Raw genomic sequence first — 23,681 nt, forward strand, 5'->3', positions numbered from 1 at the left:
CTTGAGGGGGAGATGCCCGGCAGGGCAGAGGGGGGTGAAACGGCACCCGATAGCAAACCCGGCGTCGGCATGCGAACCATCACTGCTTCACGTAATTCGCAGTGTTGTGCTTGTCCATCACCGCCTGGAACCGCCGCGCAAAAGCATCGTCCGCGAGCTTCTTGCGGCGCTGGATATCCTGCGTCGACAGCATGTTCTTCTCGTGCATTTCGAGAAGGTCGCCGATATGGCGCTGGGCGGCCGAGCCGATGCCGGCCATGGTCTCTTCCGCCGCGGTATCGACCTGCGAACCGAGCGTGTTGATCTTGTGCGCCACGTCCTGCTGGGCGGCCGTCTTCAACGAATCTTCCAGCGCCTTGTAGAGCACGATGCGCTGCTCGGTATCGATCGTCAGCTTGTTGATCAGCGTGTTCTGCGCGGCGATTTGGTTGTTGAGCGAATCGACGAAGGTCTGGAACATCGAGGTGTAGCGTTCCAGCGTCTGGCTTTCGGCCAAAAGCTCCTGCTCCTTCGCCTGCATCATGTTGTATTCGGTCGCCAGCGCCGAGCGTTCGCCTTCGAGTTCCGTGCGGCTCTTCTGGTCGGTCGAGGCGGCGATGCGGTTTTCGAGGTCCATGAGCAGTGGGTTCAGCTCCTCGATACGCTTCTGGGTCGCTTCGAGGTTAACCATCGTGCCCTTGCGGCGCTCGATCACCTGCACGAGGCTCGCTTCCGAGGTCTTGTAGCGCTGGTCGAGGATCGACTTCTGCTCTTTCAAAATGCCGACGATCGTGTCGGACTTGGAGAGCAATTCCTGAAGGTTGCCGGCGAGCGACATATTGCGCACGCGGTCGGTGCGCATGCGCTGCATCTTCTGCTTGGAGAAGATGCCGATGAACTTTTCATAGCCCGTATAGCTCTTCATGCTCTCGAATTCGGTGCCGAAGATGTTGGTCGCATCCTCCAGCCCGATGATGAGATCGGCAATATTGCCCTCCATCACCTTCTGCTGGTTGATGACATCCGAGATACGGGCGTTCTCTATGTCGAAATTGACGTCGCCGAGCTTGGTGTCGGCCTTGGCGAACTGGTCGAGCACGACGCCCGACTGCTCCATCTTGCTGCGCATCTGGCTGACGACGCTGCGGGTCTTCTCGATTTCCGCATCGAAATTCTGAAGTGTGGCCATGCCTTGTCCCCTTGAAACTCTCCACGGCAGACGTCTTCGCCGCCCGATTTATTCCGTTGCGGCAACACTATACGATTTCAGACGGATAGGAACCTGCCCGACGGCGTTACCGGAACAAGATGTGGGACAGTACGGGACGCCCGCAAGGCCGGCGGGCAAAAATTCTTGGGCACGCCTACTCTTGCGCCGGGCTCTTCAAGTAGGCAATGAGATTGGCGATGTCCTCGATCTTCTTGAGCCCGGCGAAGGTCATGCGCGTGCCCGGCACCATCGCCTTGGGCGCCGTCAGATATTCGGCGATCAGCCCCTCGCTCCATTGCTTGCCGCCCTCGGCAAAGGCCGTCATGGCCGGGGAATAGCCGTAATCCGCGATGGAGGCGACCGGCCGGCCGATGATGCCGGACAAGGTCGGCCCAACCTTGTTGACCGGCTCCGTCGAGTGGCAGGCCATGCATTTCTTGAACACCGTCTTGCCGGCGATTGGATCACCCTCCGCCAGCGCGGAGGTGGTCAGACAGAGGAAAGCGGCTGCACCTGCAAGAAGATGTTTCATCGTCCGTCCTTCGCCGCTCGATGCCGTCAATCGGCGTTCATGATGTCGTCCCAGTGGCGGCGGCAGTAGGAAACGTACTTGTCGTTGCCGCCGATTTCCACCTGTGCGCCCTCGCGTGCCACCTTGCCGTCCGCGCCGAGCCGCACGACCATCGTCGCCTTGCGGCCGCAATGGCAGATGGTGCGCACTTCGCGCAGCTCGTCGGCGATGGCGAGCAGCGCCTGCGAGCCCGGAAAGAGCTTGCCCTGGAAATCGGTGCGCAGGCCATAGGCCATGATGGGGATGTGCAGGCGGTCGGCGGCACGGGCGAGCTGCCAGACCTGCTCTTCCGACAGGAACTGCGCCTCGTCGACGAAGACGCAGGCGACCTCGCCATCGCCATCGCCGTTCAGCTGTTCGATATGGCGGTAGAGATCGTCCGTATGGTCGAAGGCGATGGCATCCGAGGTCAGCCCGATGCGTGACGAGATGCGGCCCTGGCCGGCGCGATCGTCGAAGGAGGCGATGAAGATCGCCGTGCGCATGCCGCGTTCACGGTAGTTGTAGGACGCCTGCAGGAGCAGCGTCGACTTGCCCGCGTTCATCGTCGCGTAACTGAAATAGAGCTTGGCCATGATTTTCTCCGTCCCCGCGTCATGGCGCGGGAACGCACGATTTTCCAGCCGCAAAGGGCGGAAAACCACAGAAAACAGCGCGGCCCATCCGTTGCGACATTCATGGGCGCAATTGCGAACAGGCGCGAAATTTATTGGACGTTTCAGTGGCTTCGGGCTACGCCAAGGTGCTTGAAAGCATGTCGTTTTGATGATTGGCTATACCACCAATTATAAGGGGAGCAAAAAATGAAGACTGCATCACCATTCAAAACCATTCTTGCCGCAGCCGTATCCGTCCTCGCCCTCGGCGTCGCCCATGTTTCGGCCGCCGAAGCCGAAAGCTGTGGCAAGGTTCGGTTCTCGGATGTGGGCTGGACGGACATTACCGCCACGACCGCGACGGCCGCCACCATCCTGAAGGGCCTCGGCTACGAGACGGAAACCACCGTTCTCTCCGTGCCGGTCACCTATACCTCGCTGAAGAACAAGGACATCGACGTCTTCCTCGGCAACTGGATGCCGACCATGGAAGCCGACATCAAGCCGTTCCGCGAGGACGGCTCGGTCGAGACCGTGCGCGAGAACCTCGAGGGCGCGAAGTACACGCTCGCGACCAACGCCAAGGGCGCCGAACTCGGCATCAAGGATTTCAAGGACATCGCCGCGCAGAAGGATGCGCTCGGCGCCAAGATCTACGGCATCGAGCCGGGCAATGACGGCAACCGCCTGATCATCGACATGGTCTCGGGCGATAAGTTCGGCCTCACCGGCTTCGAAGTGGTCGAATCCTCCGAGCAGGGCATGCTGGCGGAAGTCGCCCGCGCCGAGCAGGATGGCACCCCGGTCGTCTTCCTCGGCTGGGAACCGCACCCGATGAACGCCAACTTCAAGCTGACGTATCTCACCGGCGGCGACGACGTCTTCGGCCCGAACCTCGGCGGCGCGACCATCTACACCAACGTGCGCCAGGGCTATGTCGCCGAATGCCCGAATGTCGGCAAGTTCCTGCAGAACCTCAAGTTCTCGCTGGAAATGGAAAACCAGATCATGGGCAAGATCCTGAACGACGGCAAGGACCCGGAAGCGGCTGCGACCGAGTGGATCAAGGCCAACCCGGCGGCCATCGAGCCGTGGCTTGCCGGCGTCACGACCAAGGACGGCAGCGGCGAGGCCCTGCCGGCCGTAAAAACGGCACTCGGTCTCTAACAGGCCAGAATAGGGCGGGAAGGAAACTTTCCCGCCCTTCTTGCCTCTGGATACTGCAATTCCAGCAAAAGTGTGCAACGGTTTTGCACCCGGAATTGCGCGGGCATTTCTGCTCATCCTCAACCTCCAGAACGGGGCTTGCTGCCGTGGATTGGCTTACCGTTTCTAAAATTCCGATCGGCCCGATTGCCAAGGAAGCCGTCAACTGGCTGACGACGAATGGCAAAGGCCTGTTCGATTTCCTGAAGGTCTTCCTGCAGGCCGGTATCGATGCCGTGCTCTTCCTGCTGCAGGGGCCGTTCATCACCAGCGCCGGCGGCAAGCTCGCCTATGCGTTCTTCTTCATCGCGCTGGTGACGGGGCTGAGCTGGTATTTCCGCCGCTCGCTGGGCGTCGCGATCTTCACCTTCCTCGGCCTGCTGCTCATCGTGAACCAGGGCTACTGGAAGGAGACGACGGAGACGCTGGCGCTCGTGCTGGCCGCGACCGGCGTCAGCATGATCGTGGGAGTGCCGCTCGGCATCGCCGCCGCGCGCCGGCCCTGGTTCTACTCGATCCTGCGGCCGATCCTCGATCTCATGCAGACGATCCCGACCTTCGTCTACCTGATCCCGGCGCTCATCCTCTTCGGCCTCGGCATGGTGCCCGGCCTGATCGCCACCGTGATCTTCGCCATTCCCGCGCCGATCCGCCTCACCCGCCTCGGCATCATCTCCACGCCGCCTTCGCTGGTCGAAGCCGCCCAGGCGTTTGGCGCGACGCCGAGCCAGGTGCTGCGCAAGGTGGAACTGCCCTATGCCACGCCGCAGATCATGGCGGGCCTCACGCAGACCATCATGCTGTCGCTGTCGATGGTGGTCATCGCAGCACTCGTCGGCGCCAAGGGGCTTGGCGTTCCCGTGGTGCGCGCGCTCAACACCGTGAACATCTCCATGGGCTTCGAGGCCGGCCTCTGTATCGTCATCCTGGCGATCATCCTCGACCGCCTCTTCCGCTCCTCCGATGACGGAGACGCCCAATGACCGACACCGTCATCTTCCAGAACGTCTCGATCATCTTCGGCGACAGCCCGCAAAAGGCGCTCGCCATGGTCGATGCGGGCAAGACCCGCGACGAGATCGGCGCGGAAACCGGGCTAGTTCTCGGTGTCGCCGATGCGACCCTGTCGATCACCGAGGGCGAGATCCTCGTGCTGATGGGCCTGTCCGGCTCCGGCAAATCGACGCTGCTGCGCGCCGTCAACGGGCTTGCCCCGGTGGTGCGCGGCGATGTGCAGGTGAAGGCCGGCAACGGTTCGGTGAACCCGTATAAATCGACGCCCAAGGCGTTGCGCGATTTCCGCATGCACACCGTCTCCATGGTGTTCCAGCAGTTCGCGCTCCTGCCCTGGCGCACCGTGGCCGACAATGTCGGCTTCGGCCTCGAACTCGCCAACGTGCCGGACAACGAGCGCAAGGCGCGCGTCGCCGAACAGCTCGAACTCGTCAACCTCACCAAATGGGCGAGCCGCAAGGTGAACGAGCTGTCGGGCGGCATGCAGCAGCGCGTGGGCCTCGCCCGGGCGTTCGCCACCGGCGCGTCGATCCTGCTGATGGACGAGCCGTTCTCCGCGCTCGATCCGCTGATCCGCACGCGTTTGCAGGACGAGCTTCTGGAATTCCAGCGCCGGCTGAAGAAGACCATCCTCTTCGTCAGCCACGATCTCGACGAAGCCTTCCGCATCGGCAACCGCATCGCCATCATGGAGGGCGGGCGGATCATCCAGTGCGGCACGCCGCAGGATATCGTGAAGAACCCGGCCAACCAGTATGTCGCGGATTTCGTGCAGAACATGAACCCGATCAACATGCTGACGGCACAGGACGTCATGCAGCACGGCGCCTCCAACAATGGCGGCGTCACCGCGACGGCAACACCTCAGACGCCTCTCATCGACATCCTCGACGCCATGTCGCGCACGCCCGGCAATGTCGGCGTCGTCGACAACGGCACGGTGATCGGCACGATCAGCGCGCAGGATGTCGTCAACGGTTTGACGCGGCACCGCCGCCGCGGCTGACAGCCGCCCTCAATCGGACTAGAAAAGGCAGCGCTCCGCAAGGGCGCTGCCTTTTGCATTCGCGATACGGGGAGCAAGCACCATGGCCGAGAAGGACAAACCCAGCGTTCTGCGCGAAACGGACGACGACGCCCGCCGCCTCGCGCGCACGCTGCTGCGCTCGGCGCGAAGCTGCGCGCTTGCGGTCATCGAGCCGGAAAGCGGCGCGCCCTTCGCCAGCCGCACGCTGACCGGCACCGATACGGACGGTACGCCGGTCATCCTCGTCTCGGCGCTGTCCGTCCACACCCAGGCGTTGCGGCGCGATCCGCGCGCCTCGCTCCTCGCCGGCGAGCCCGGCAAGGGCGATCCGCTCGCCCATCCGCGCCTCACCGTCATCTGCGAGGCCGAGGAGGTGGCGCGCGAAAGCGATTCGCATGCGGCGCTGCGCGAACGCTTCATCCGCCGCCATCCGAAGGCCAAGCTCTATGTCGATTTCCCAGATTTCGCCTTCTTCCGCCTCGTGCCGCTGCGCGCCCATCTGAACGGCGGCTTCGGCAAGGCCTTCCTGCTCACCGCCAACGACCTGCTGATTCGCTCGCCCGCCCGCGGCGCGCTCGCCGAGATGGAAACCGGCGCCGTCGAGCACATGAACAGCGATCATGCGGAGGCAGCCGGCATCTATGCCCGCCATTATTGCGGCGCAAAGGACGGCGAATGGATCATCGTCGGCCTCGATGCGGCCGGCGTGGACCTTGCGAGCGGCGATAAATTGAAGCGATTGGAATTTTCACGCGAACTTGATCAGGCGTCGGAACTCAGGGGCGAGCTTGCGCGTTTGCTTCGCGAAGCACGGGCGGCTGGCTGAAAAGCGGCGTTTCCGCGTCCGTCCGCTTTGGCGTGTTCCGGGTTTTCGGCCTGCGCCTATCGCTATGCGTGCAGCATACCCCCATTTCTGGCTCTTGATGAGGGGTATTTTGTTTATATGCTAACAAGCGGATTCACATAAAATCATATGATTTGAAGCGGAAACGCCCAAAGGAGTTTCAGATGGACAAGATTTCAGACGCAGAACACGCGCAGGCCGAAGTTGCATCGGACTTTCTTTCCGCCATGGCGAACCCCAAACGCCTGCTCATCCTGAAAGTGCTGGTCGAAGGCGAGATCGCGGTCGGCGCCCTGGCAAACCAGGTCGGCCTCAGCCAGTCGGCGCTGTCCCAGCACCTTTCGAAGCTGCGCGCACAGAACCTGGTGACCACGCGCCGCGATGCCCAGACCATCTATTATTCGAGCAAGTCGGATGCCGTGCTGACCATCCTCGACGCGCTCGAGCGCATCTATCGGGCTTCCGGCAGCGGCGCCGCCGAAAAGAAGCTGCGCATCGCCTGAACAGAATGAAATCACCCGGCATAGGCCGCCCCGGATGTCCGTCCGGGGCGTTTTGCATGGCTGCGTGCCCAAGGCTGCTTGACGCCCCGGGGCGCCTTGATACTTTGACCGCCGGGTAAAATTTGCCATCCGCATGGCCCCGCATTCAAAAGCCCCCGCATTCAGAAGCACCGGAGAGACCGCATGTCCAACCGCCTCAACACCCCCAACGATCTGCGCGCCTTCTGGATGCCGTTCACGGCGAACCGGCAGTTCAAGAAGGAACCGCGCCTCTTCGTCGGCGCCAAGGACATGCACTACACGACCCATGACGGCCGGCAGGTGCTCGACGGCACGGCGGGCCTCTGGTGCGTCAACGCCGGCCACTGCCGCCCGAAGATCACCGAGGCGATCCGCGAACAGGCCGGCGAACTCGACTATGCCCCCGCCTTCCAGCTCGGCCACCCCAAGGCCTTCGAGCTTGCCAACCGCCTGGTCGACATTGCTCCCGAGGGCATGAACCACGTGCTCTACACGAATTCCGGCTCCGAATCGGTCGAGACCGCGCTGAAGGTGGCCCTCGCCTATCACCGCGCCAAGGGTGACGGTTCGCGCTTCCGCCTGGTTGGCCGCGAGCGCGGCTACCACGGCGTCAATTTCGGCGGCATCTCCGTCGGCGGCATCGTCTCGAACCGCAAGATGTTCGGCACGCTGCTCACCGGCGTCGACCACATGCCGCACACCCACTTCCCGGACAAAAACGCGTTTTCGCGCGGCGAGCCGGAACATGGCGGCGACATTGCCAGCGAACTCCAGCGCATCATTACCCTGCACGACGCCTCGACGATTGCCGCCGTCATCGTCGAGCCCGTCGCCGGCTCCACCGGCGTGCTCATCCCGCCGAAGGGCTATCTCCAGAAGCTGCGCGAGATCTGCACGCAGCATGGCATCCTGCTGATCTTCGACGAAGTCATCACCGGTTTCGGCCGCCTCGGCGCGCCGTTTGCCGCGCAATATTTCGACGTGAAGCCGGACATCATCACCACCGCCAAGGGCCTCACCAACGGCGTGATCCCGATGGGCGCCGTCTTCGTGACCTCCGAGATCCATGATGCCTTCATGAATGGCCCGGAGCACATGATCGAGTTCTTCCACGGCTACACCTATTCCGGCAATCCGCTGGCCTGCGCCGCAGCCCTCGGCACGCTCGATACCTACAAAGAAGAAGGCCTACTGACCCGCGCCGCCGAACTCGCCTCCTACTGGGAGGACGGCCTGCATTCGCTGAAGGATTGCCCCAACGTCATCGACATCAGAAATGTCGGCCTGATCGGCGCCGTCGAACTCGCGCCCATCGCCGGCGAGCCGACCAAACGCGCCTTCAACGCCTTCCTCAAGGCCTATGAAAAGGGCCTGCTCATCCGCACGACGGGCGACATCATCGCGCTCTCCCCGCCGCTGATCATCGAAAAACACCATATCGACGACCTGTTCGGCAAGCTGCGCGAGGTCTTGCAGAACAATATCTGATCGCCACCGCCCCTCCTCCGTCATGGTCGGGCTTGACCCGACCATCCATTCACCCGATTACGCCAGTGGATCCTCGGCTCAAGGCCGAGGATGACGTTGTGGGTGGGGCAAGGTTTGGCAACCGATCGAAATGGCGGCCTCGGCCGCCATTTTCGTTTGGGGGTTAAATTCGTCGCAGGCGGCCGGAATAGTGCACGATGGTGCCGATGCCCGGCAGCGCGATCGGCACGTCGAAGCAGAAATCCTCGCCCTCCGCCCATTCCCGCGCCTCGCTGCGCGGCGCGAGCCATAGCGGCATGGGGATGCCAAGGACGGACCATCCGCGCATCACCATCGTGAGGCCGGTGGCGTCCGAAGGCAGGTCGAAGGAGAAGCGCATCGGGCCGAAACGTTCGGTGAGACGGTCGCCCTTCTGGCTGAGTTCGCTCGTGAAAGCATGGCCAGCAAAATCGCGCGTCCAGCGCTCGGCGCCGTCACGCTCCTCAAAGAAGACATGCAGGTCGTGTTCGCCTTCCGGGGGAAAGCGCATGACGGCGCAGACGATACCCGCGGGCAGCGAGGTTCCACGCCGCACCCTCGCCCGCCCGGCGGCGCCGGCATCGCCGATCAGGTCGTGCATCGCGCGAACGGGTTGCGGCAGTGTCGCATAGGCCGGGCCGATGACGCGGCGGTAAAGTGGCTCATAGGTCTGGTTTTCGACTGCCCGGAAGATGGCGAGCTTGTTGAAATGCGGGCTGAAATCGTCAAGCACCACCTCGCCCGCCGTATGGCGCGCGCCTGGCACCAACCGCCCCACCGCCACGGCATTCGCCAGCACATGCGCGGCAATCGTCGGAATCTCCGGCCCGTCGCCGTTCTCGGCAATCAGCGTCCAGCGGCGCACCGACGCCTCGCCCCCGGAAAATCCCTTGAGCTCGACCGCCATGGCGGAACGATCCGTGCCGAAACGAGCGCTCAGCTTCTGGAGCGGCAGCAGCCATCCGGCGAAGGGTGAAAGCGAGCGAACCCAACCCCATTTCACCGGCCAACTCAGGAGCCAGAGCGTCAGGAGCTGGAAGGCGAATTCTGGCCCCGCACGAAAAACCGTGGCCGGCCTTCCGGGGATGGTGGCTGGCACGATATCGTGGTCCGGCACATCCGCGAGCGCCACCAGCCGACGGATCGGCGCCCGGCCGGCAATGTGATAGCGCGCGACATGCAGCCGGTGCCAGCCGGTCTCCTGCCGAGAGCGCCGTCCGCGCCACAGCCGCACCGGCTTTCCGACATAACTCAGGATCGCCGCCGCGACCGACGCGCCCGCCGTTGCCCGGTTGGAGGCGCTGATCGAGGTTTCGACCGAGCACACAGCCTCTATGTCCCGCGACAATTCCGCAATGACGGCGCCGGAAAGCGCTGGCACGCTGGAACCACCGGAGATGACCGCGACACCGGCTGCCCGCGCCGCATCATCCAGCCGCCCGATGCCGCAGACGAAATCCCGTGCATCCGCAAGGTCGAGATAGTGCACGCCGCAGGCGATGCAGGCTTCCGCGACCTGGTAGCCGCTGCCCTGGAACGGCCCGGCCGCATCGACCAGCAGGAAGGGACTATGGGCTTCGAGGAGTGGGCGAAGGTCGGCATTGCGATCCGCCACCAGCGCGCGGGCATTGGGCAGGTCCGCGGCAAGGCGCTCGGCCGCGGGACCGTTGCGGCCGGCGACCAGCACCGCCCAGCCATCCGCTGCCAACCGTCTCGAAAGCCGGGCACCAAAACCGCCATAGCCGCCGAGCACGATGACGCTTTTCACAGCACCCGATCCGCATCGTCCGGCGATGGCACCCAGCAGGCTTCGCGCCGCCCGAAAATGCGGTAGCGGTTGCGCGCAAGCCAGCGATAGGCCGGGTCGCGCAGGAAACGGGGAACGAAGCGCAGCGCCGCAAAAGCCTTCCATGGCCAGCCGAGGCCGGCATAGATCGCCAGCACCGCATCGCTATCCTTGAAGAGCCGGTCGCCTTCGACGACGATCATCGATTCGGGATCGGCCGGATCGATGCCGAAGCGGCGGTAGAGGCTCGCACCCACCGCGTTCTGCATGGAGGCGAGGCGGAAACGGCGGGCGTGATCGTGCCGGAGCACGAATTGCGCATTGGCCGAGCAGAGAATGCACTCCGCATCGAAGACGATGATCGGGCCTGCCGCGTCGTTCCGGTTCATGACCTGAACATATGGTGCCGGCCTCGCGCCATCAACCACTATGCGGTGGGGACAAGCGTCTTTTCATAGCGCCAGACGTCGAGATCGAACGGCCCTTCGATCGTGTCCGTCCTGATGGTGACGGTGCCTGTCAGCTTCCAGCCGCATTTTTCATAAAAGCGCGCGGCCCTGTCATTGCCGATCGCGCAGGCAAGCCAGGCGGTTGTTACGCCATCGGCGGCAAGCCGCTCTTCGGCATGGGCGACGAGGGCTGCGGCGATGCCCGCACCGCGCCCGTCCGGTGCCACGAAAAGCTGGTCCAACTCGTCATGCTTGATGTAGCAGAAACCGAGCAGCGCGCCGGGCTCGCCGATGACGCGCACGTCGTCCAGCATGGCCGGCAGGCGGTCTTCGAAACTTCTGAGCGTGCGCAGGCGGGTCAGTTCGACTGGCAGCAACGCCGCATGGCCATCCTGCCAGCCGGCATGCCAGAGCCGCGCAAGGGCGGGGATCTCCGAGGTCTCGGCGGGGCGTATGGTATGTGCCGTCTGCATATCGTTCTCCATGCGGGGCCGAAGGTTAGCCGTGCCCTGATACCACTTGCAAGCCCGCCCGGTTTCGGGGCTATTGTGCCCACGATAAAACCAGGGGAGAGCCTCATGCCGACCATCACCCGCATAGAGAACGACCACCTCTCGATCGATGTCTCCTCGCTCGGCGCCGAAATGCAGGCGATAACATCGCGCGACGGGGCGAACTGGCTGTGGAACGGCGACGCCGCCTTCTGGACCGGGCGCTCGCCGGTGCTCTTCCCGATCGTCGGCAAGGCGCCGGACGACACCCTGCTGATCGACGGCAAGCCCTACCCCATGGCGCAGCACGGCCTCGCCCGGCGGCGGGAATTTTCGCCCGCCGGCGCCAGCGCGACGGCCTGCCGCTTCACGCTGGATGCCTCCGAGGACACCCTCGCCATCTACCCGTTCGATTTCCGGCTTTCCGTCGAACACAGCCTCGATGGCGCCACGCTGACCGTCGCTGCCGAGGTGGAGAACCGCGGGCAGGACCCGATGCCCTTTGGCTTCGGCTTCCACCCCGCCTTCGCCTGGCCCCTGCCCGGCGCGGAAGGCAGGGCGCACAGCGTCATCCTCGACAACGGCGCTGAGCCGGACCGCCAGCCGCTGGAAAACGGCCTGCTCTCCCCGGAGCGTCAGGCCTCGCCCTTCAACAAGGGCCGGCTCTTGCTCGCCCACGGCCTGTTCGAGAACGACGCGCTGGTCTTCCCCGAAGGCGCGGGCGACGGCCTGACCTACGAAGCCGAGGGCGGGCCGGCGCTGAAATTCCGCTTCGAAAACCTGCCGAACCTCGCACTCTGGACAAAACCCGGCGCACCTTTCCTCTGCGTCGAGCCGTGGCACGGCACCGCGGCGGAATTGGGCAGATCGCGCGAGCTGAAAGATCGACCTTCTACGACGGTGCTTGCCAGCGGCGAAACGAAGCGCTTCGCTTTTTCCGTCACCTTCCCGGTCTAGCAATTCGGCGCGCCGGCCCTTCCCTCTCGCCGCCGCGCCGCTAGAGTCTCTGCAAAAGGATTCGGAGACTTTGCCATGACCGACTTGGAACGCTTCATCGACCAGGGGACCGGACGCGAACCGGCCGATATCGTGCTGAAGGGCGGGCAGTTCTTCGATCTCGTGACGGGCGAGCTCGTCGCCTCCGACATCGCGATTTCCGGCGAGCGCATCGTCGGCACTTGCGGCGATTACACCGGCCGCACCGAGATCGACATTTCCGGCCGCATCGTCGTGCCGGGCTTCATCGATACGCATCTCCACATCGAATCGTCACTGGTCACGCCGCATGAATTCGACCGCTGCGTGCTGCCCTATGGCGTGACGACGGTGATCTGCGATCCGCACGAGATCGCCAACGTGCTGGGCACGGAGGGCATCCAGTTCTTCCTCGACAGCGCGCTGGAAACCATCATGGACATCCGCGTGCAGCTTTCGAGCTGCGTGCCGGCAACGCATCTGGAGACCTCCGGCGCCGACCTGCCGATCGAGCGCCTGCTGCCCTTCCGCGACCACCCGAAGGTTATCGGCCTTGCCGAATTCATGAATTTCCCCGGCGTCGTCCACAAGGACCCGATCTGTCTCGCCAAGCTCGAAGCCTTCCAGGGCGGCCATATCGATGGCCACGCCCCGCTTTTGCGCGGCAACGACCTCAACGGCTATCTCTCCGCCGGCATCCGCACCGAGCATGAATGCACGACGGCCGAGGAGGCGCTGGAAAAGATCCGCAAGGGCATGCACATCCTCGTGCGCGAGGGCTCGGTCTCCAAGGACCTGCTGGCGCTGCTGCCTATTATCACCGAGCGGCTGTCACCCTTCATCGCGCTCTGCACGGATGACCGCAACCCGCTCGACATCGCCGAGCAGGGCCATCTCGACTATATGATCCGCACCGCGATCGGCCATGGCCGTGCGCCGCTCGCCATGTATCGCGCCGCCTCGATCTCCGCCGCCAAGGCCTTCGGGCTCGGCGACCGCGGCCTCGTGGCACCCGGCTGGCGCGCCGACCTCGTCGTCATCGACACGCTGGAAAACTGCAAGGCGGAGATCGTGTTCTCCGCCGGCCGCAGGGTCGACGACGCACTGTTTGCAACGCGCCAATCCGTCGCCCCGGTCGGCCTCGACAGCGTCAAGGCGCGACCGGTCAATGCCGCGCATTTTGCCGTGCCGGTCACGGATGGCGAGACGCCGGTCATCGGCGTGCTGCCGGGAAAGATCATCACCGAGCACCGGCGCTACCAGCTGCCCGCGAAAGGCAACCAGACGACCGTCGATCTCGCGCAGGATATCATCAAGGTCGCCGTCATCGAGCGCCACGGCAAGAACGGCAACCACGCCAACGGCTTCGTCCAGGGTTTCGGCCTGAAGAAGGGCGCGATCGCCTCGACGGTCGGCCATGACAGCCACAATATCTGCGTCGTCGGCGTCGACGAGGACGACATGGCGCTCGCCGCCAACCGTTTGGGCGAAATCAAGGGCGGCTTCGTCGTGGTCGAGGACGGCAAGGTCACCGGCGAGATCGCACTGCCCGTCGCCGGCGTGATGAGCCTCGAACCCTACGAGACCGTCCGCGACACCCTGCATCACCTGCGCCAGGCCGCCTTCGCGCTCGGCGCGACGCTGCAGGAACCCTTCCTCCAGCTCGCCTTCCTGCCCCTGCCGGTGATCCCGCATTTGAAGATTTCGGACAAGGGCATGGTGGATGTGGACCGGTTTGCGCTGATCGGGTGAGGTTTGCATTCCGGCGCCCCCTTCGCGTACAATACGTACGATAAGGAGTGTGCATGACAAAACTGGAGCAAATCGAGAAGAGCGTCTCAGAGCTTAGCCCAGACGAGTTCGAGCGATTCTCGGCCTGGTTTGAGGCGCTTCAGGCTGAACGTTGGGACCGGGATCTGACCGAAGACGCCGCCAACGGAGCATTGGACGAGTTCGCTGAGCTCGCCTTGTCTGAGTTCCGCAGCAATCGGACCCGCCCGCTTTGAAACATCACGCCACGAACGCGTTCTGGACGTGTTACGAGGCACTGCCATCGCACATACGCGAACAAGCCGACAGGAATTTTGCTCTCCTCAAGGCCAACCCGGCTCATCCATCCTTGCAGCTCAAATCCGTCGGCCGTTTCTGGTCCGCGCGCGTCGGCATCTCCTGGCGTGCGCTTGCCGTCAGGGATAGCGACACGGAGACACTCATCTGGTTCTGGATCGGCTCACATGCCGAATACGACCGGCTCGTCGGGCGAAAACGCTAAATCCGCACGCAAGCCATATCCAGCCCATCCAACTCGATCGTCCCATCCTTCAGCTTCGCGCCAAACCCGGGCACCGGCAGCGGTTCGCCGAGCTTCAGCGACTTTGCCGGCACGAACTCCGCCTTTTCACGCGTCAGGTTGAAGACGAAGAGCAGTTTTTCGCCGCCCTTCTCGCGGGTGAAGGCGAGGATATCCTGGTTGGAATGGAGGAAGGACATGTCGCCGTCGTGCAGCGTCTCGTGTTCCTTCCGGAAGGCGAGCGTGGCGCGGTAGTGGTTGAGCACGGAGCCGGAGACCTTTTCCTGCGCGTCGACGGAGAGGCGCGAATGTTCCTCCGGCACCGGCAGCCAGGGTTTTCCCGTGCTGAAGCCGGAATGGGCCTCGCTGCGCTGCCAGGGCATCGGCGTGCGGCATCCGTCGCGGCCCTTGAAGGCCGGCCAGAAGCGGATGCCGTAGGGATCGCGCAGGTCCTCGAAGGCGAGGTCCGCCTCCGTGAGCCCGAGCTCTTCGCCCTGGTAGAGGCAGATCGAGCCGCGCAACGTCGAAAGCAGGGTGACCGCGAGCTTGGCAACGCGCTCGCGCTCCTCCGGCGTCTTGATGAAACGGCTGACATGCCGGTTAACGTCGTGGTTGGAAAAGGCCCAGCAGACCCAGCCGTCCGTCACCGCTCGCTGGAAACTCTGCACGCATTTGCGCACATGTTCTGCCGTAAAGTCCGGCCCCAGCAGGTCGAACGTGTAGCACATGTTGAGCTTGTCGCCGCCGCTCGTATACTCGGCAACCGTTTTCAGCGAACGTGCGCCATCGCCCACCTCGCCGACCGTCATGCGGCCCTCGTATTCATTGAGCAAAGCGCGAAACCGCCGGAGAAACTCGACATTCTCCGGCTGCGTCTTGTCGTAGCGGTGTGTCTGCATGCCATAGGGATTGACGTCCGGCGCGTCGAGGCCGACCCCGTCGGGATCGGGTTCATGGGGCGGGTTGTCGCGCAGCTTCTTGTCGTGGAAGTAGAAATTCACCGTGTCGAGCCGGAAACCGTCCACGCCACGGTCGAGCCAGAAGCGCACGGTTTTCAGCAAGGCCTCCTGCACATCCGGGTTGTGGAAGTTGAGATCCGGCTGCGACATGAGGAAATTGTGCATGTAATATTGCTTGCGCACGCCGTCCCATTCCCAGCCCGGCCCGCCGAAGATCGACAGCCAGTTGTTGGGCGCCGTACCGTCCGGTTTCGGATCGGCCCAGACATACCAGTCGGCCTTGGCATTCGTGCGGCTGGAGCGGCTTTCGACGAACCAGGGATGTTGGTCGGAAGTGTGCGAGATCACCTGGTCGATGACGACCTTGAGGCCGAGGCGGTGGGCTTCGGAAAGCATCGCGTCGAAATCGGCAAGCGTGCCGAACATCGGGTCGACGTCGCAATAATCCGAGACGTCATAGCCCATGTCGGCCATCGGCGACTTGAAGAAGGGCGACAGCCAGATCGCATCGACACCGAGCGAGGCGATGTGCCCGAGCCGCTTGGTGACGCCCCGAAGATCCCCCATGCCGTCGCCGGTCGTGTCCTGGAACGAGCGGGGATAGACCTGGTAGATGACCGCGCCGCGCCACCAGTCGTCGGCCTTCTTGCGGGGCTTTGCCATGCGTTCTCGCTCCGGTTTCCAATTGCGTTCAACAAGATGTAACGCGCGCACCCTAGGGCGTAAACGGCACAACCCGCGATTTTTCGAAGGTTGACGAAGGGCGGATCGGTCGGGATGATGCCGGCGATTTCCAGAGAGAAGGCTGACCGCATGACCGATGACGTCACCCTTTCCCCCGCGGAAGCCATCGAGCTTGCCAAAACGGCGCTGATGCGCGTCGGCATGGTCGAGGCGGGGGCCACAGCCCTTGCCGGCGCCACGGTGGATGCCGAAATGGCCGGCAAACGGGCGGTCGGCTTCGCCCACCTGACGGACTATCTCAGGAGCCTCGTCGATGGGCGGATCGTCGCGCGCGCCGAACCCCTCCTCACCTCGCCGGTGCCGGCGATCCTCAAATGCGATGCGATGGGCGGCGTGGCGCAGCACGGGTTTTCCGTCGCGCATGAAGAACTGGTGACGAAGGCGAAGGCGCTCGGCATCGCGATCTTCACCGCGCACAACAGCTACACGACGGGCGAACTCGGCTGGTATGTCGCCCGGCTGGCGCAGGAGGGCCTTGTGGCCATCGCCGCGACCAATGGGCCGGCGCTGCTTGCCGGGTCCGGCAGCCGCCAGCCGGTCTATTGCACCAATCCGCTCGCCTTCGCCGCTCCCCTCCACGACGGGCGCTTCCTGCTGATCGACCAGGCCTCCAGCGCCACCGCCTTTTTGAAGATCCGCGAGGCGGCGGCACGCGGCGAGGCTATTCCCGAGGGTTGGGCGCTCGACCAGGACGGCGAGCCGACCATCGATCCTTTCGCGGCCATGCAAGGCGCGCTGCTGGCCTTCGGCGGAGAGCGCGGCGCCAATATCGCGCTGATGGTGGAAGTGCTCGCCGCCGGCCTCACCGGGGCGAACTGGTCGGTCGATGCGCCGGATTTCCAGGCGGGCGAGACCTCGCCCGGCGCCGGCCTCTTCGTGCTGGCGCTCGCGCCGCAGCTTCTCGCCGATGGATTTTCCGCCCGCCTCGCCGCGCATGTGGAGCGGCTTTCGGGCGAATACGGCGTGCATATTCCCGGCATCGGCCGCGTGGAGCGGCAACGGCAGGCGGAAAGCGCCGGCATCGTCTTGCCCCGCCAACTCTTTGACAGTATTTCCTCTTTCCGGCGGAATTAGCCGGGAGGATTTCGACATGGCGGGACGGCTGCTCTCGATCGGCGAGTGCATGGTGGAACTGATGCAGGCGGACGGCGGCCTGATGCGCAAGAGTTTCGCCGGCGACACCTTCAACACCGCCTATTATGCCCGCCAATACCTGCCGTCCGACTGGAGCGTCGACTATTTCTCCGCCGTCGGCACCGACATGATTTCAGACGAGATGCTCGCCTTCATGGCCGGCCACGGCATCGGCACCGACCATGTCGCACGCATCGAAGGCCGCTCACCGGGCCTCTACATGATCCACCTGAAGGACGGCGAGCGCAGCTTCTCCTACTGGCGCTCCGTCTCCGCGGCAAAACTGCTCGCCCAGGACGGCGACCGGCTGCGCGCCGCCATCGAGGCCTCCGACGTGGTCGTCTTTTCCGGCATCACGCTGGCGATCCTGCCGGCCGAGGATATCGAAACCCTGCTCGCCGAGCTTCGCCGCGGCAAGGCCGCCGGCAAGCGCATCGTCTTCGACCCCAACATCCGCCCGCGCCTCTGGGACGATGCCGAACGTATGCGCGCGACGATCACCGAAGGCGCGCGCGCCGCAACGCTGGTCATGCCGAGCCTCGACGACGAAACCACCCATTTCGGCGATGCCGGGCTGGAAGAGACGATCGCCCGCTACCGCGCGCTCGGCGTCGGCGAGATCGTCGTGAAGGATGGCGCCGAGGGCGCAACGCTGGTCTTCGGCGGCGCGCGCAGCCACGCGCCCTCCGCAAAAGTCGAAAAAATCATCGACACGACGAGCGCCGGCGACAGCTTCAACGGCGCCTTCCTCGCCCGCCTGGTAACGGGCGCACGCCCGGACGAAGCGGCCCGATTTGCCGCCGATGTCGCGGCCAGCGTCATCCAGCACCACGGCGCGCTGGTGGCGAAGGACAAGCTGCCCGGCTGCTGATTGATCGGATCGGTGCCAAAATCGATCGATCTCGCGCCGACCGTTGCCATGAATCGTCCTAGTTTCTCCCCGTTACCCCCGAAGACGGAAAGAAACCATGACGACATCACGCTTCATGGCGGCCTTCGCCGCCGCGCTCTCCCTTTGCCCGCAGGCCGGCTTATCGGCCGATTTCACCGTTACCAGCGCTGCCTTCGCCTCCGGCGCCGTGCAGAAGGAACAGTTTGCCGACAGCATGGGCTGCACCGGCGGAAACATCTCGCCGGATATCCGCTGGTCGAACGCACCGGTAGGGACCAAAAGCTTCGTCGTGACGATCTACGACAAGGATGCGCCGACCGGCTCCGGCTGGTGGCACTGGGTTGTCATCGACCTGCCTGCCGACGCAAACTCGCTTGCTGCGGGTGCCGGCAACGGCAAGGCGGCGCTGCCGCACAGCACGCGCATGACGCCAACGGACCTGGGCACACCCGGCTTTCTCGGAGCCTGCCCGCCGGACGGGCCGGAGCATGACTACACGATCACGATAAAGGCGCTCGGCATCGAGAGGCTGCCGGTGCCGGACGACGCCACGCCCGCCATGGTCGGCTTCGTCAGCAACATGAACACGCTTGCCACCGCAACAATCTCCGCCAAGGGCAAGCGCTAACAATCCTTGCCCGGGCTCAGCCAACGGGGATAGGCGCGGGCGGGACGACAGGATGAACCGGATGAACATCGCCATACGCCCGGAAATCGGCGCTTCTGCCCGCATCGTGCAGTATAACCGGCTGCGTTATGCAAACATCCTGATCACCCGCCCTCTTCTCATCCTCGTCGAACACGGCACCAAGATCCTGCGCGCCGGCGAAGAGGAATGGGGCGTTCCGGCCGGCGGCTGCATTGCGCTCGCCCAGGGCGAGACGTTCGACGTGATCAATGCCGCGGATGGTGCGAGCGCCTATGTCGCGCGCTGGATCGCCTTCGAACCGGAAACCGTGGCCGCCTTTGCCGCAACACCCGGCAAAGGCCGCCCTTTCGAGCGCGCCTTCACGATCGACCACCCGCATCGCGGCTTTCAGGACGCCTTCGCGGATTGTGCGCAGGCAATCACGGAACCCGCCAGCATCCCCGTCGAAATTGCCCGCCACCGGCTTTCCGAACTGCTGCTTTGGCTCGATCTCGCGGGCGGGCGTTTCGTTGTGCCAAAGCCCGCGGGCGTCAGCGACCGTGTGCGCGCTATCCTCTCCGCAGAACCGCACGCGAATTGGACAAGTACCGATCTCTGCCGGGCGCTGAATGTCAGCGAGGCGACGCTGCGGCGAAAGCTTGCCGCCGAAAGGTGGTCTTTTCAGTCGCTGCTGATCGATGTGCGCATGTCGCTCGCCATGCAGCTCCTGCAATCGACGGAGCTTTCCATCCTCAGCATTGCGCAAACCGTCGGCTACGAATCGCAATCGCGGTTTGCCACGCGCTTCCGCGCCCGCTTCGGCTTCCCGCCGAGCGCGATCCGCGGGCACATGAGGCCCGACCCGAAAATCAGCGCCGCTTCTTCGCCTTGCTGGCGAACGGATTGTCCGACGCCTTGAAGTGGATGCGGATCGGCACGCCGGGCAGGTTGAAGTCGTTGCGCAGGCCGTTCGTCAGGTAGCGGATATAGGATTCCGGCAGCGCATCGGGGCGCGTGCAGGAGATCATGAAACCCGGCGGGCGGGCTTTGACCTGCGTCATATATTTCAGCTTCAGGCGGCGGCCGGAGACGGCCGGTGGCGGATGCTGGATCTGTTGCGCATCGAGCCAGCGGTTGAGCTTGGCGGTGGAGATGCGGCGGTTCCAGGTGCGGTCCGTATCGATGACGGCCTGCATCAGCTTGTCGAGGCCGCGGCCGGTCTGGCCGGAGACCGGCACGGCGCGGATGCCGCGTGCCTGCGGCAGCAGCCGGTCGGTCTTTTCGCGCAGTTCCGCGAGGACGGCCTGCGGGTCGTCGATCAGGTCCCACTTGTTGAAGGCGAGCACGGCGGCGCGGCCCTCGCGCAGCACGAAATCGACGATCTGCAGATCCTGCTTTTCGAAGGGGATCGTCGCGTCGAACATGATGACCACGGTCTCGGCAAAGCGGATCGCGCGCAGCCCATCGGCGACGGAGAGCTTTTCCAGCTTCTCCTGCACGCGCGCCTTGCGCCGCATGCCGGCCGTGTCGAACATTTTTATCGTGCGGCCTTTCCAGTCCCATTCGACGGAAATCGAATCGCGCGTGATGCCGGCTTCCGGGCCGGTCAGGAGCCGGTCCTCGCCGAGGAAGCGGTTGATCAGCGTCGATTTGCCGGCATTCGGGCGGCCGACGATGGCGACGCGCAGCGGCTTCGTCTCGTCATATTCCGGCTCGAAATCCTCGTCCTGCTCCGCGCCTTCGGCAGCGGCTTCCGCGCGCACGTCGACATCGGTTTCGGCCTCGTCGTCCTCGGGATAGGCGCGCTCCTCGCCGATCGCGGCAACGATCGCGTCGCGCAGGTCCAGCATGCCCTGGCCGTGTTCGGCAGAGATCGGTGTCGGCTCGCCGAGACCGAGCGTGTAGGAGTCGTAGAAGCCGCCGTCGGAGCCGCGGGCTTCCGACTTGTTGGCGACGAGCACGACCGGCTTGCCCTTGCGGCGCAGCATGTCGGCGAGCGCCGTGTCGACGGGCGTGAGGCCCGTCTTGGCATCGACGACGAAGAGCGACAGGTCGGCCTCGTCGATCGCCGCTTCCGTCTGGGCGCGCATGCGGCCCTGCAACGTCTCGGGTGCTGCCTCTTCCAGGCCGGCCGTGTCGATGATGCGGAATTTCAGGTCGATGAGGCGCGCGTCGCCGGGACGGCGGTCACGGGTGACGCCGGGCGTGTCGTCGACGAGCGCGAGCTTCTTGCCGACGAGCCTGTTGAACAGGGTGGACTTGCCGACATTGGGGCGTCCGACAATGGCGACCGTGAAGCTCATGATGTGTTCCGTTCAGGTGAACCGGCGAAGGCCGGTTTAGGAGGACAGCTTGCCGCTTGCAGCAATCAGGTCAAGCAGCATCTGCGCGCGGTTGGCGACATTGCGCGGGCTTTCGCTGTCGGCGAGGATCGCGTCGAACCATTCCTTGGCGCGCGCATAGTCCTCGTGTTTATAGGCGGAGAGGCCGAGAACCTCGCGGGCCGAGTGGCGCAGCGCGCTCTGCGGCGTGGCGAGCTGTTCAGCCTCGGCGGAAACCTGGTCGTAGGTGCCGGTATCGACGAGCAGGTAGGCGGCGCGCAGGCGGGCTGCATCGCGCAGCGCCTGCGGCACCGAGGTGTCCTTGGAAATCGCGGTGAAGGCGCTGACGGCGCCTGCGGCATCCGTCGTCGCCAGAAGCGAGGCGGAGCGCATGCGGGCAAGCACCGGATAGGAGCCGAAACCGTCCTTTTCCAGCGCGGTCAGCGCGGCAAGCGCTTCCTCGTTCTTGCCTTCGCGGGCAAGCGTGAGGGCGGCGAGGAAGCTGTCGCCGGCGGCGGATGCCTCGCTGTCGCGCCAGTAATCGTAGCTCACCTTGCCGATCGTGCCGAGAACGACCAGCACGGCGATGCCGATGAGGATACGACCAAAACGCCTCCAGACCAGACGCATCTGGTCGGAGCGGAGTTCATCGTTGACCTCGCGGATAAAGCTGTCGTCCTGATTTACCATTCCCTGCCCGGCTCTTGCTGACGATTGGAGTTTGCGCCTTCTACTCCATTTTGGCCGCAAAGTAAGGGGGCAGGCGCGAAAAGCCCGGGATCAGCGCGCCGATCACGCCATCGGTGCGACGCCGATCACCCACTCGTGAAGCCAGAAGACGATGACGACGTAAAGCGCGAGGCCGACGACGACGGCAATCAGGTCGTTTTTCGCCGAGACGAAGACCGGCAGTTTCGTCTCGCCGGCAGCGATGCGCTTCTTCAGCGATATGCGCAGGATGACCGCCCAGGCGAGGATCGTCACGAAGAGCAGGACCGAATAGCTCTCGCCATTCGCCAAAAGATGGGCGAGCGCCCAGATCTTGATGGCGACGAGGATCGGGAACTTCAGCTTCGTGCGGATATGGCCGGCCGGCAGGAAGCCGGCGACGAGACAGATCGAGGCGATCAGCATCAGCGTCAGCGCGATATGCGACATGAAGGTCGGCGGGTAATAGAGCATCGCGCCGCCATTCGCCCGCGCCTCGACAAAGCCGTAGGCGATGAGCACGAGGCTTGCGAGCGATACGATGCCGTGCAGCGCCATCCAGGCGGGCTTGCCGAGTGCGTCGATACCGGCATTGCGCAGGCCGGGCGCGAAGGGGCGGATGAGATGGGTGACGATGAAGAGAACGAGACCGGCGATGAGCAACGTCATGGAAATGTCCCTGGAAAAAAGGCGGCGCGTGGCCGATCCCGTCTGGAATAGCCGTCAAGGCCGGACAATTCCAGCCCGATCAAAGGATTGCCGCATTCGGAAACCATGACAGACCCTTTGCAAATTGCCGCAGGTGCCCATGTCTTTCGCAATATCGTCCCGAATCCTCCCTTCCCTTCTCGCCGCCGGCCTCATCGCCGGTCCGGCGCTTGCCAAGGACGACACGATCGGGACGACCAAGCGCAAGCAGCTCGTCATCGTCTCCTTCGACGGCGCGCATGACAACCTGCTCTGGGAGAAGAGCCGCGCCATGGCAAAGCGCACCGGCGCGCATTTCACCTATTTCCTCTCCTGCACCTTCCTCTTCCCGAAGGACGAGCGCGCCAAATACCAGGCGCCGCATGAAAAGCGCGGCCGCTCCAATGTCGGCTTTTCGCCGGACCGGGAGGACACGATCCTGCGGCTCGGCGAAATCTGGCTGGCGAAGCTGGAGGGCCACGATATCGGCAGCCACGGCTGCGGCCATTTCGACGGCGGCAAGTGGAGCGCGGACGACTGGAAGGCCGAGTTCGCCTTCTTCCACGAGGCGCTGAAGAACGGCTGGAAGAATGCCGGTGTCGGCGAGCGCGAGCCCGCGGACTGGCAGCGTTTCGTGAAGGAAGACATCAAGGGCTTTCGCGCGCCCTATTTTTCCGCCGGCAGCGGGCTGGTCAAGGCGCTGGAGGCCAATGGCTTCACCTACGACGCCAGCCTCGTTTCGAAGGGGCCGGCCATGCCGGTGGCAAGCGGCGCGCTCGCCCGCTTCGCGCTCCCCCTCGTTCCGGAAGGCGACGCACAGCGTCCGGTCATCGCCATGGACTACAATCTCTACGTCCGCCATTCCAAGGGCAAGGAGAAGCCGGAGAAGAGCGCCGCCTTCGAGGAAAGCACGCTAAAGGCCTATCGCGACGCCTTCGCCAAACAATATGACGGCGACCGCATCCCCCTCCAGCTCGGCTTCCACTTCGTCGAGATGAATGCCGGCGCCTATTGGCGCGCACTCGACCGGTTCCTGACGGAGACCTGCGGAGAAAAGGACGTCGCCTGCGTCAGCTATGTCGAGGCGATGGACATTCTCGCAAAAGAAAAGAGGGCGACTGGCGCCGCCCTCTAGGTCTG

Annotated in this window: 25 protein-coding genes; 15 read left to right on the top strand and 10 right to left on the bottom strand. The window is 64.2% G+C overall.

Annotated features, from left to right (window positions below; translation table 11 throughout):
- Positions 1 to 79: 79 nt before the first annotated feature.
- From GB927_RS13715 to GB927_RS13725, 3 genes are all read right to left on the bottom strand, one after another.
- A complete protein-coding gene (locus GB927_RS13715) occupies positions 80 to 1,168 on the bottom strand; it encodes a hypothetical protein (RefSeq protein ID WP_256117576.1) in 1,089 nt (362 codons plus the stop codon).
- A gap of 175 nt (positions 1,169 to 1,343) precedes the next feature.
- Positions 1,344 to 1,721, bottom strand: a complete 378-nt coding sequence (locus GB927_RS13720) for a c-type cytochrome (protein ID WP_256117578.1) — start codon at positions 1,719 to 1,721, stop codon at positions 1,344 to 1,346.
- A gap of 26 nt (positions 1,722 to 1,747) precedes the next feature.
- Positions 1,748 to 2,335 (bottom strand): thymidine kinase, encoded by a 588-nt coding sequence (locus GB927_RS13725; RefSeq protein WP_256117579.1) that lies wholly within the window; start codon positions 2,333 to 2,335, stop codon positions 1,748 to 1,750.
- A gap of 228 nt (positions 2,336 to 2,563) precedes the next feature.
- Here GB927_RS13725 and GB927_RS13730 point away from each other — a divergent pair, with 228 nt between their 5' ends.
- The 6 genes from GB927_RS13730 (at position 2,564) to aptA (ending at position 8,459) form a co-directional block, all read left to right on the top strand.
- On the top strand, positions 2,564 to 3,523 hold the full coding sequence (locus GB927_RS13730) for a choline ABC transporter substrate-binding protein (RefSeq protein ID WP_256117580.1): 960 nt from the start codon (positions 2,564 to 2,566) through the stop codon (positions 3,521 to 3,523).
- 146 nt (positions 3,524 to 3,669) lie between these two features.
- Complete coding sequence (choW, locus tag GB927_RS13735; protein WP_256117581.1) at positions 3,670 to 4,545, top strand: choline ABC transporter permease subunit; 876 nt, start codon at positions 3,670 to 3,672, stop codon at positions 4,543 to 4,545.
- A complete protein-coding gene (gene choV / locus GB927_RS13740; protein WP_256117582.1) occupies positions 4,542 to 5,582 on the top strand; it encodes a choline ABC transporter ATP-binding protein in 1,041 nt (346 codons plus the stop codon). The genes choW and choV overlap by 4 nt, the downstream gene beginning before the upstream one ends.
- 82 nt (positions 5,583 to 5,664) lie before the next feature.
- Entirely contained in the window at positions 5,665 to 6,429 is a 765-nt protein-coding gene (locus tag GB927_RS13745; RefSeq protein ID WP_256117583.1) for a HugZ family pyridoxamine 5'-phosphate oxidase, read from the top strand.
- A 182-nt stretch (positions 6,430 to 6,611) separates the two neighbouring features.
- Positions 6,612 to 6,950 (top strand): ArsR/SmtB family transcription factor, encoded by a 339-nt coding sequence (locus GB927_RS13750; protein WP_256117585.1) that lies wholly within the window; start codon positions 6,612 to 6,614, stop codon positions 6,948 to 6,950.
- A 183-nt stretch (positions 6,951 to 7,133) separates the two neighbouring features.
- Positions 7,134 to 8,459, top strand: a complete 1,326-nt coding sequence (gene aptA / locus GB927_RS13755; RefSeq protein ID WP_256117586.1) for an omega-aminotransferase AptA — start codon at positions 7,134 to 7,136, stop codon at positions 8,457 to 8,459.
- Between the two features lie 163 nt (positions 8,460 to 8,622).
- Here aptA and GB927_RS13760 read toward each other — a convergent pair whose 3' ends face one another.
- The 3 genes from GB927_RS13760 to GB927_RS13770 are packed head-to-tail and all read right to left on the bottom strand — an operon-like array spanning position 8,623 to position 11,185.
- Entirely contained in the window at positions 8,623 to 10,245 is a 1,623-nt protein-coding gene (locus GB927_RS13760; protein WP_256117587.1) for a saccharopine dehydrogenase family protein, read from the bottom strand.
- On the bottom strand, positions 10,242 to 10,652 hold the full coding sequence (locus GB927_RS13765) for a thiol-disulfide oxidoreductase DCC family protein (RefSeq protein ID WP_256117588.1): 411 nt from the start codon (positions 10,650 to 10,652) through the stop codon (positions 10,242 to 10,244). The genes GB927_RS13760 and GB927_RS13765 overlap by 4 nt, the downstream gene beginning before the upstream one ends.
- 38 nt (positions 10,653 to 10,690) lie before the next feature.
- Positions 10,691 to 11,185, bottom strand: coding sequence for a GNAT family N-acetyltransferase (locus GB927_RS13770; RefSeq protein WP_256117589.1), 495 nt, complete (start codon positions 11,183 to 11,185; stop codon positions 10,691 to 10,693).
- 105 nt (positions 11,186 to 11,290) lie between these two features.
- On the opposite strand from GB927_RS13770, the gene GB927_RS13775 reads away from it, so the two are divergent.
- The 4 genes from GB927_RS13775 (at position 11,291) to GB927_RS34400 (ending at position 14,450) form a co-directional block, all read left to right on the top strand.
- On the top strand, positions 11,291 to 12,160 hold the full coding sequence (locus tag GB927_RS13775; RefSeq protein WP_256117591.1) for an aldose 1-epimerase family protein: 870 nt from the start codon (positions 11,291 to 11,293) through the stop codon (positions 12,158 to 12,160).
- A 75-nt stretch (positions 12,161 to 12,235) separates the two neighbouring features.
- Positions 12,236 to 13,930 carry an adenine deaminase gene (gene ade, locus GB927_RS13780; protein ID WP_256117592.1) on the top strand — a complete coding sequence of 565 codons (1,695 nt, stop codon included), beginning with the start codon at positions 12,236 to 12,238 and terminating at the stop codon, positions 13,928 to 13,930.
- Positions 13,931 to 13,983: 53 nt separating this feature from the next.
- Positions 13,984 to 14,184, top strand: a complete 201-nt coding sequence (locus GB927_RS13785; RefSeq protein WP_256117593.1) for a hypothetical protein — start codon at positions 13,984 to 13,986, stop codon at positions 14,182 to 14,184.
- A gap of 113 nt (positions 14,185 to 14,297) precedes the next feature.
- Positions 14,298 to 14,450, top strand: coding sequence for a hypothetical protein (locus GB927_RS34400; RefSeq protein ID WP_369431655.1), 153 nt, complete (start codon positions 14,298 to 14,300; stop codon positions 14,448 to 14,450).
- Here GB927_RS34400 and bglA read toward each other — a convergent pair.
- On the bottom strand, positions 14,447 to 16,090 hold the full coding sequence (gene bglA, locus GB927_RS13795; protein ID WP_256117595.1) for a beta-galactosidase BglA: 1,644 nt from the start codon (positions 16,088 to 16,090) through the stop codon (positions 14,447 to 14,449). The genes GB927_RS34400 and bglA overlap by 4 nt on opposite strands.
- A gap of 150 nt (positions 16,091 to 16,240) precedes the next feature.
- Between bglA and GB927_RS13800 the strand changes: the two genes are divergently transcribed.
- The 4 genes from GB927_RS13800 to GB927_RS13815 all read left to right on the top strand — a co-directional run bounded on the left by GB927_RS13800 (position 16,241) and on the right by GB927_RS13815 (position 19,744).
- Positions 16,241 to 17,245, top strand: a complete 1,005-nt coding sequence (locus tag GB927_RS13800; RefSeq protein ID WP_256117596.1) for an Ldh family oxidoreductase — start codon at positions 16,241 to 16,243, stop codon at positions 17,243 to 17,245.
- Positions 17,246 to 17,261: 16 nt separating this feature from the next.
- Complete coding sequence (locus GB927_RS13805; protein ID WP_256117597.1) at positions 17,262 to 18,176, top strand: sugar kinase; 915 nt, start codon at positions 17,262 to 17,264, stop codon at positions 18,174 to 18,176.
- Between the two features lie 97 nt (positions 18,177 to 18,273).
- On the top strand, positions 18,274 to 18,825 hold the full coding sequence (locus GB927_RS13810) for a YbhB/YbcL family Raf kinase inhibitor-like protein (RefSeq protein WP_256117598.1): 552 nt from the start codon (positions 18,274 to 18,276) through the stop codon (positions 18,823 to 18,825).
- Positions 18,826 to 18,886: 61 nt separating this feature from the next.
- A complete protein-coding gene (locus GB927_RS13815; RefSeq protein WP_256117599.1) occupies positions 18,887 to 19,744 on the top strand; it encodes an AraC family transcriptional regulator in 858 nt (285 codons plus the stop codon).
- Here the strand turns inward: GB927_RS13815 and der are convergent.
- The 3 genes from der to GB927_RS13830 all read right to left on the bottom strand — a co-directional run bounded on the left by der (position 19,695) and on the right by GB927_RS13830 (position 22,523).
- Positions 19,695 to 21,128, bottom strand: a complete 1,434-nt coding sequence (gene der / locus GB927_RS13820; RefSeq protein WP_256117600.1) for a ribosome biogenesis GTPase Der — start codon at positions 21,126 to 21,128, stop codon at positions 19,695 to 19,697. The genes GB927_RS13815 and der overlap by 50 nt on opposite strands.
- Before the next feature lie 36 nt (positions 21,129 to 21,164).
- Positions 21,165 to 21,836 (bottom strand): tetratricopeptide repeat protein, encoded by a 672-nt coding sequence (locus tag GB927_RS13825; protein WP_256117602.1) that lies wholly within the window; start codon positions 21,834 to 21,836, stop codon positions 21,165 to 21,167.
- Positions 21,837 to 21,938: 102 nt separating this feature from the next.
- A complete protein-coding gene (locus tag GB927_RS13830; RefSeq protein ID WP_256117603.1) occupies positions 21,939 to 22,523 on the bottom strand; it encodes an NnrU family protein in 585 nt (194 codons plus the stop codon).
- 139 nt (positions 22,524 to 22,662) lie between these two features.
- Between GB927_RS13830 and GB927_RS13835 the strand changes: the two genes are divergently transcribed.
- Positions 22,663 to 23,676, top strand: a complete 1,014-nt coding sequence (locus GB927_RS13835) for a polysaccharide deacetylase family protein (protein WP_305111403.1) — start codon at positions 22,663 to 22,665, stop codon at positions 23,674 to 23,676.
- Positions 23,677 to 23,681: the final 5 nt, after the last annotated feature.

Source organism: Shinella lacus (assembly GCF_010994755.1).
Lineage (GTDB): Bacteria > Pseudomonadota > Alphaproteobacteria > Rhizobiales > Rhizobiaceae > Shinella > Shinella lacus.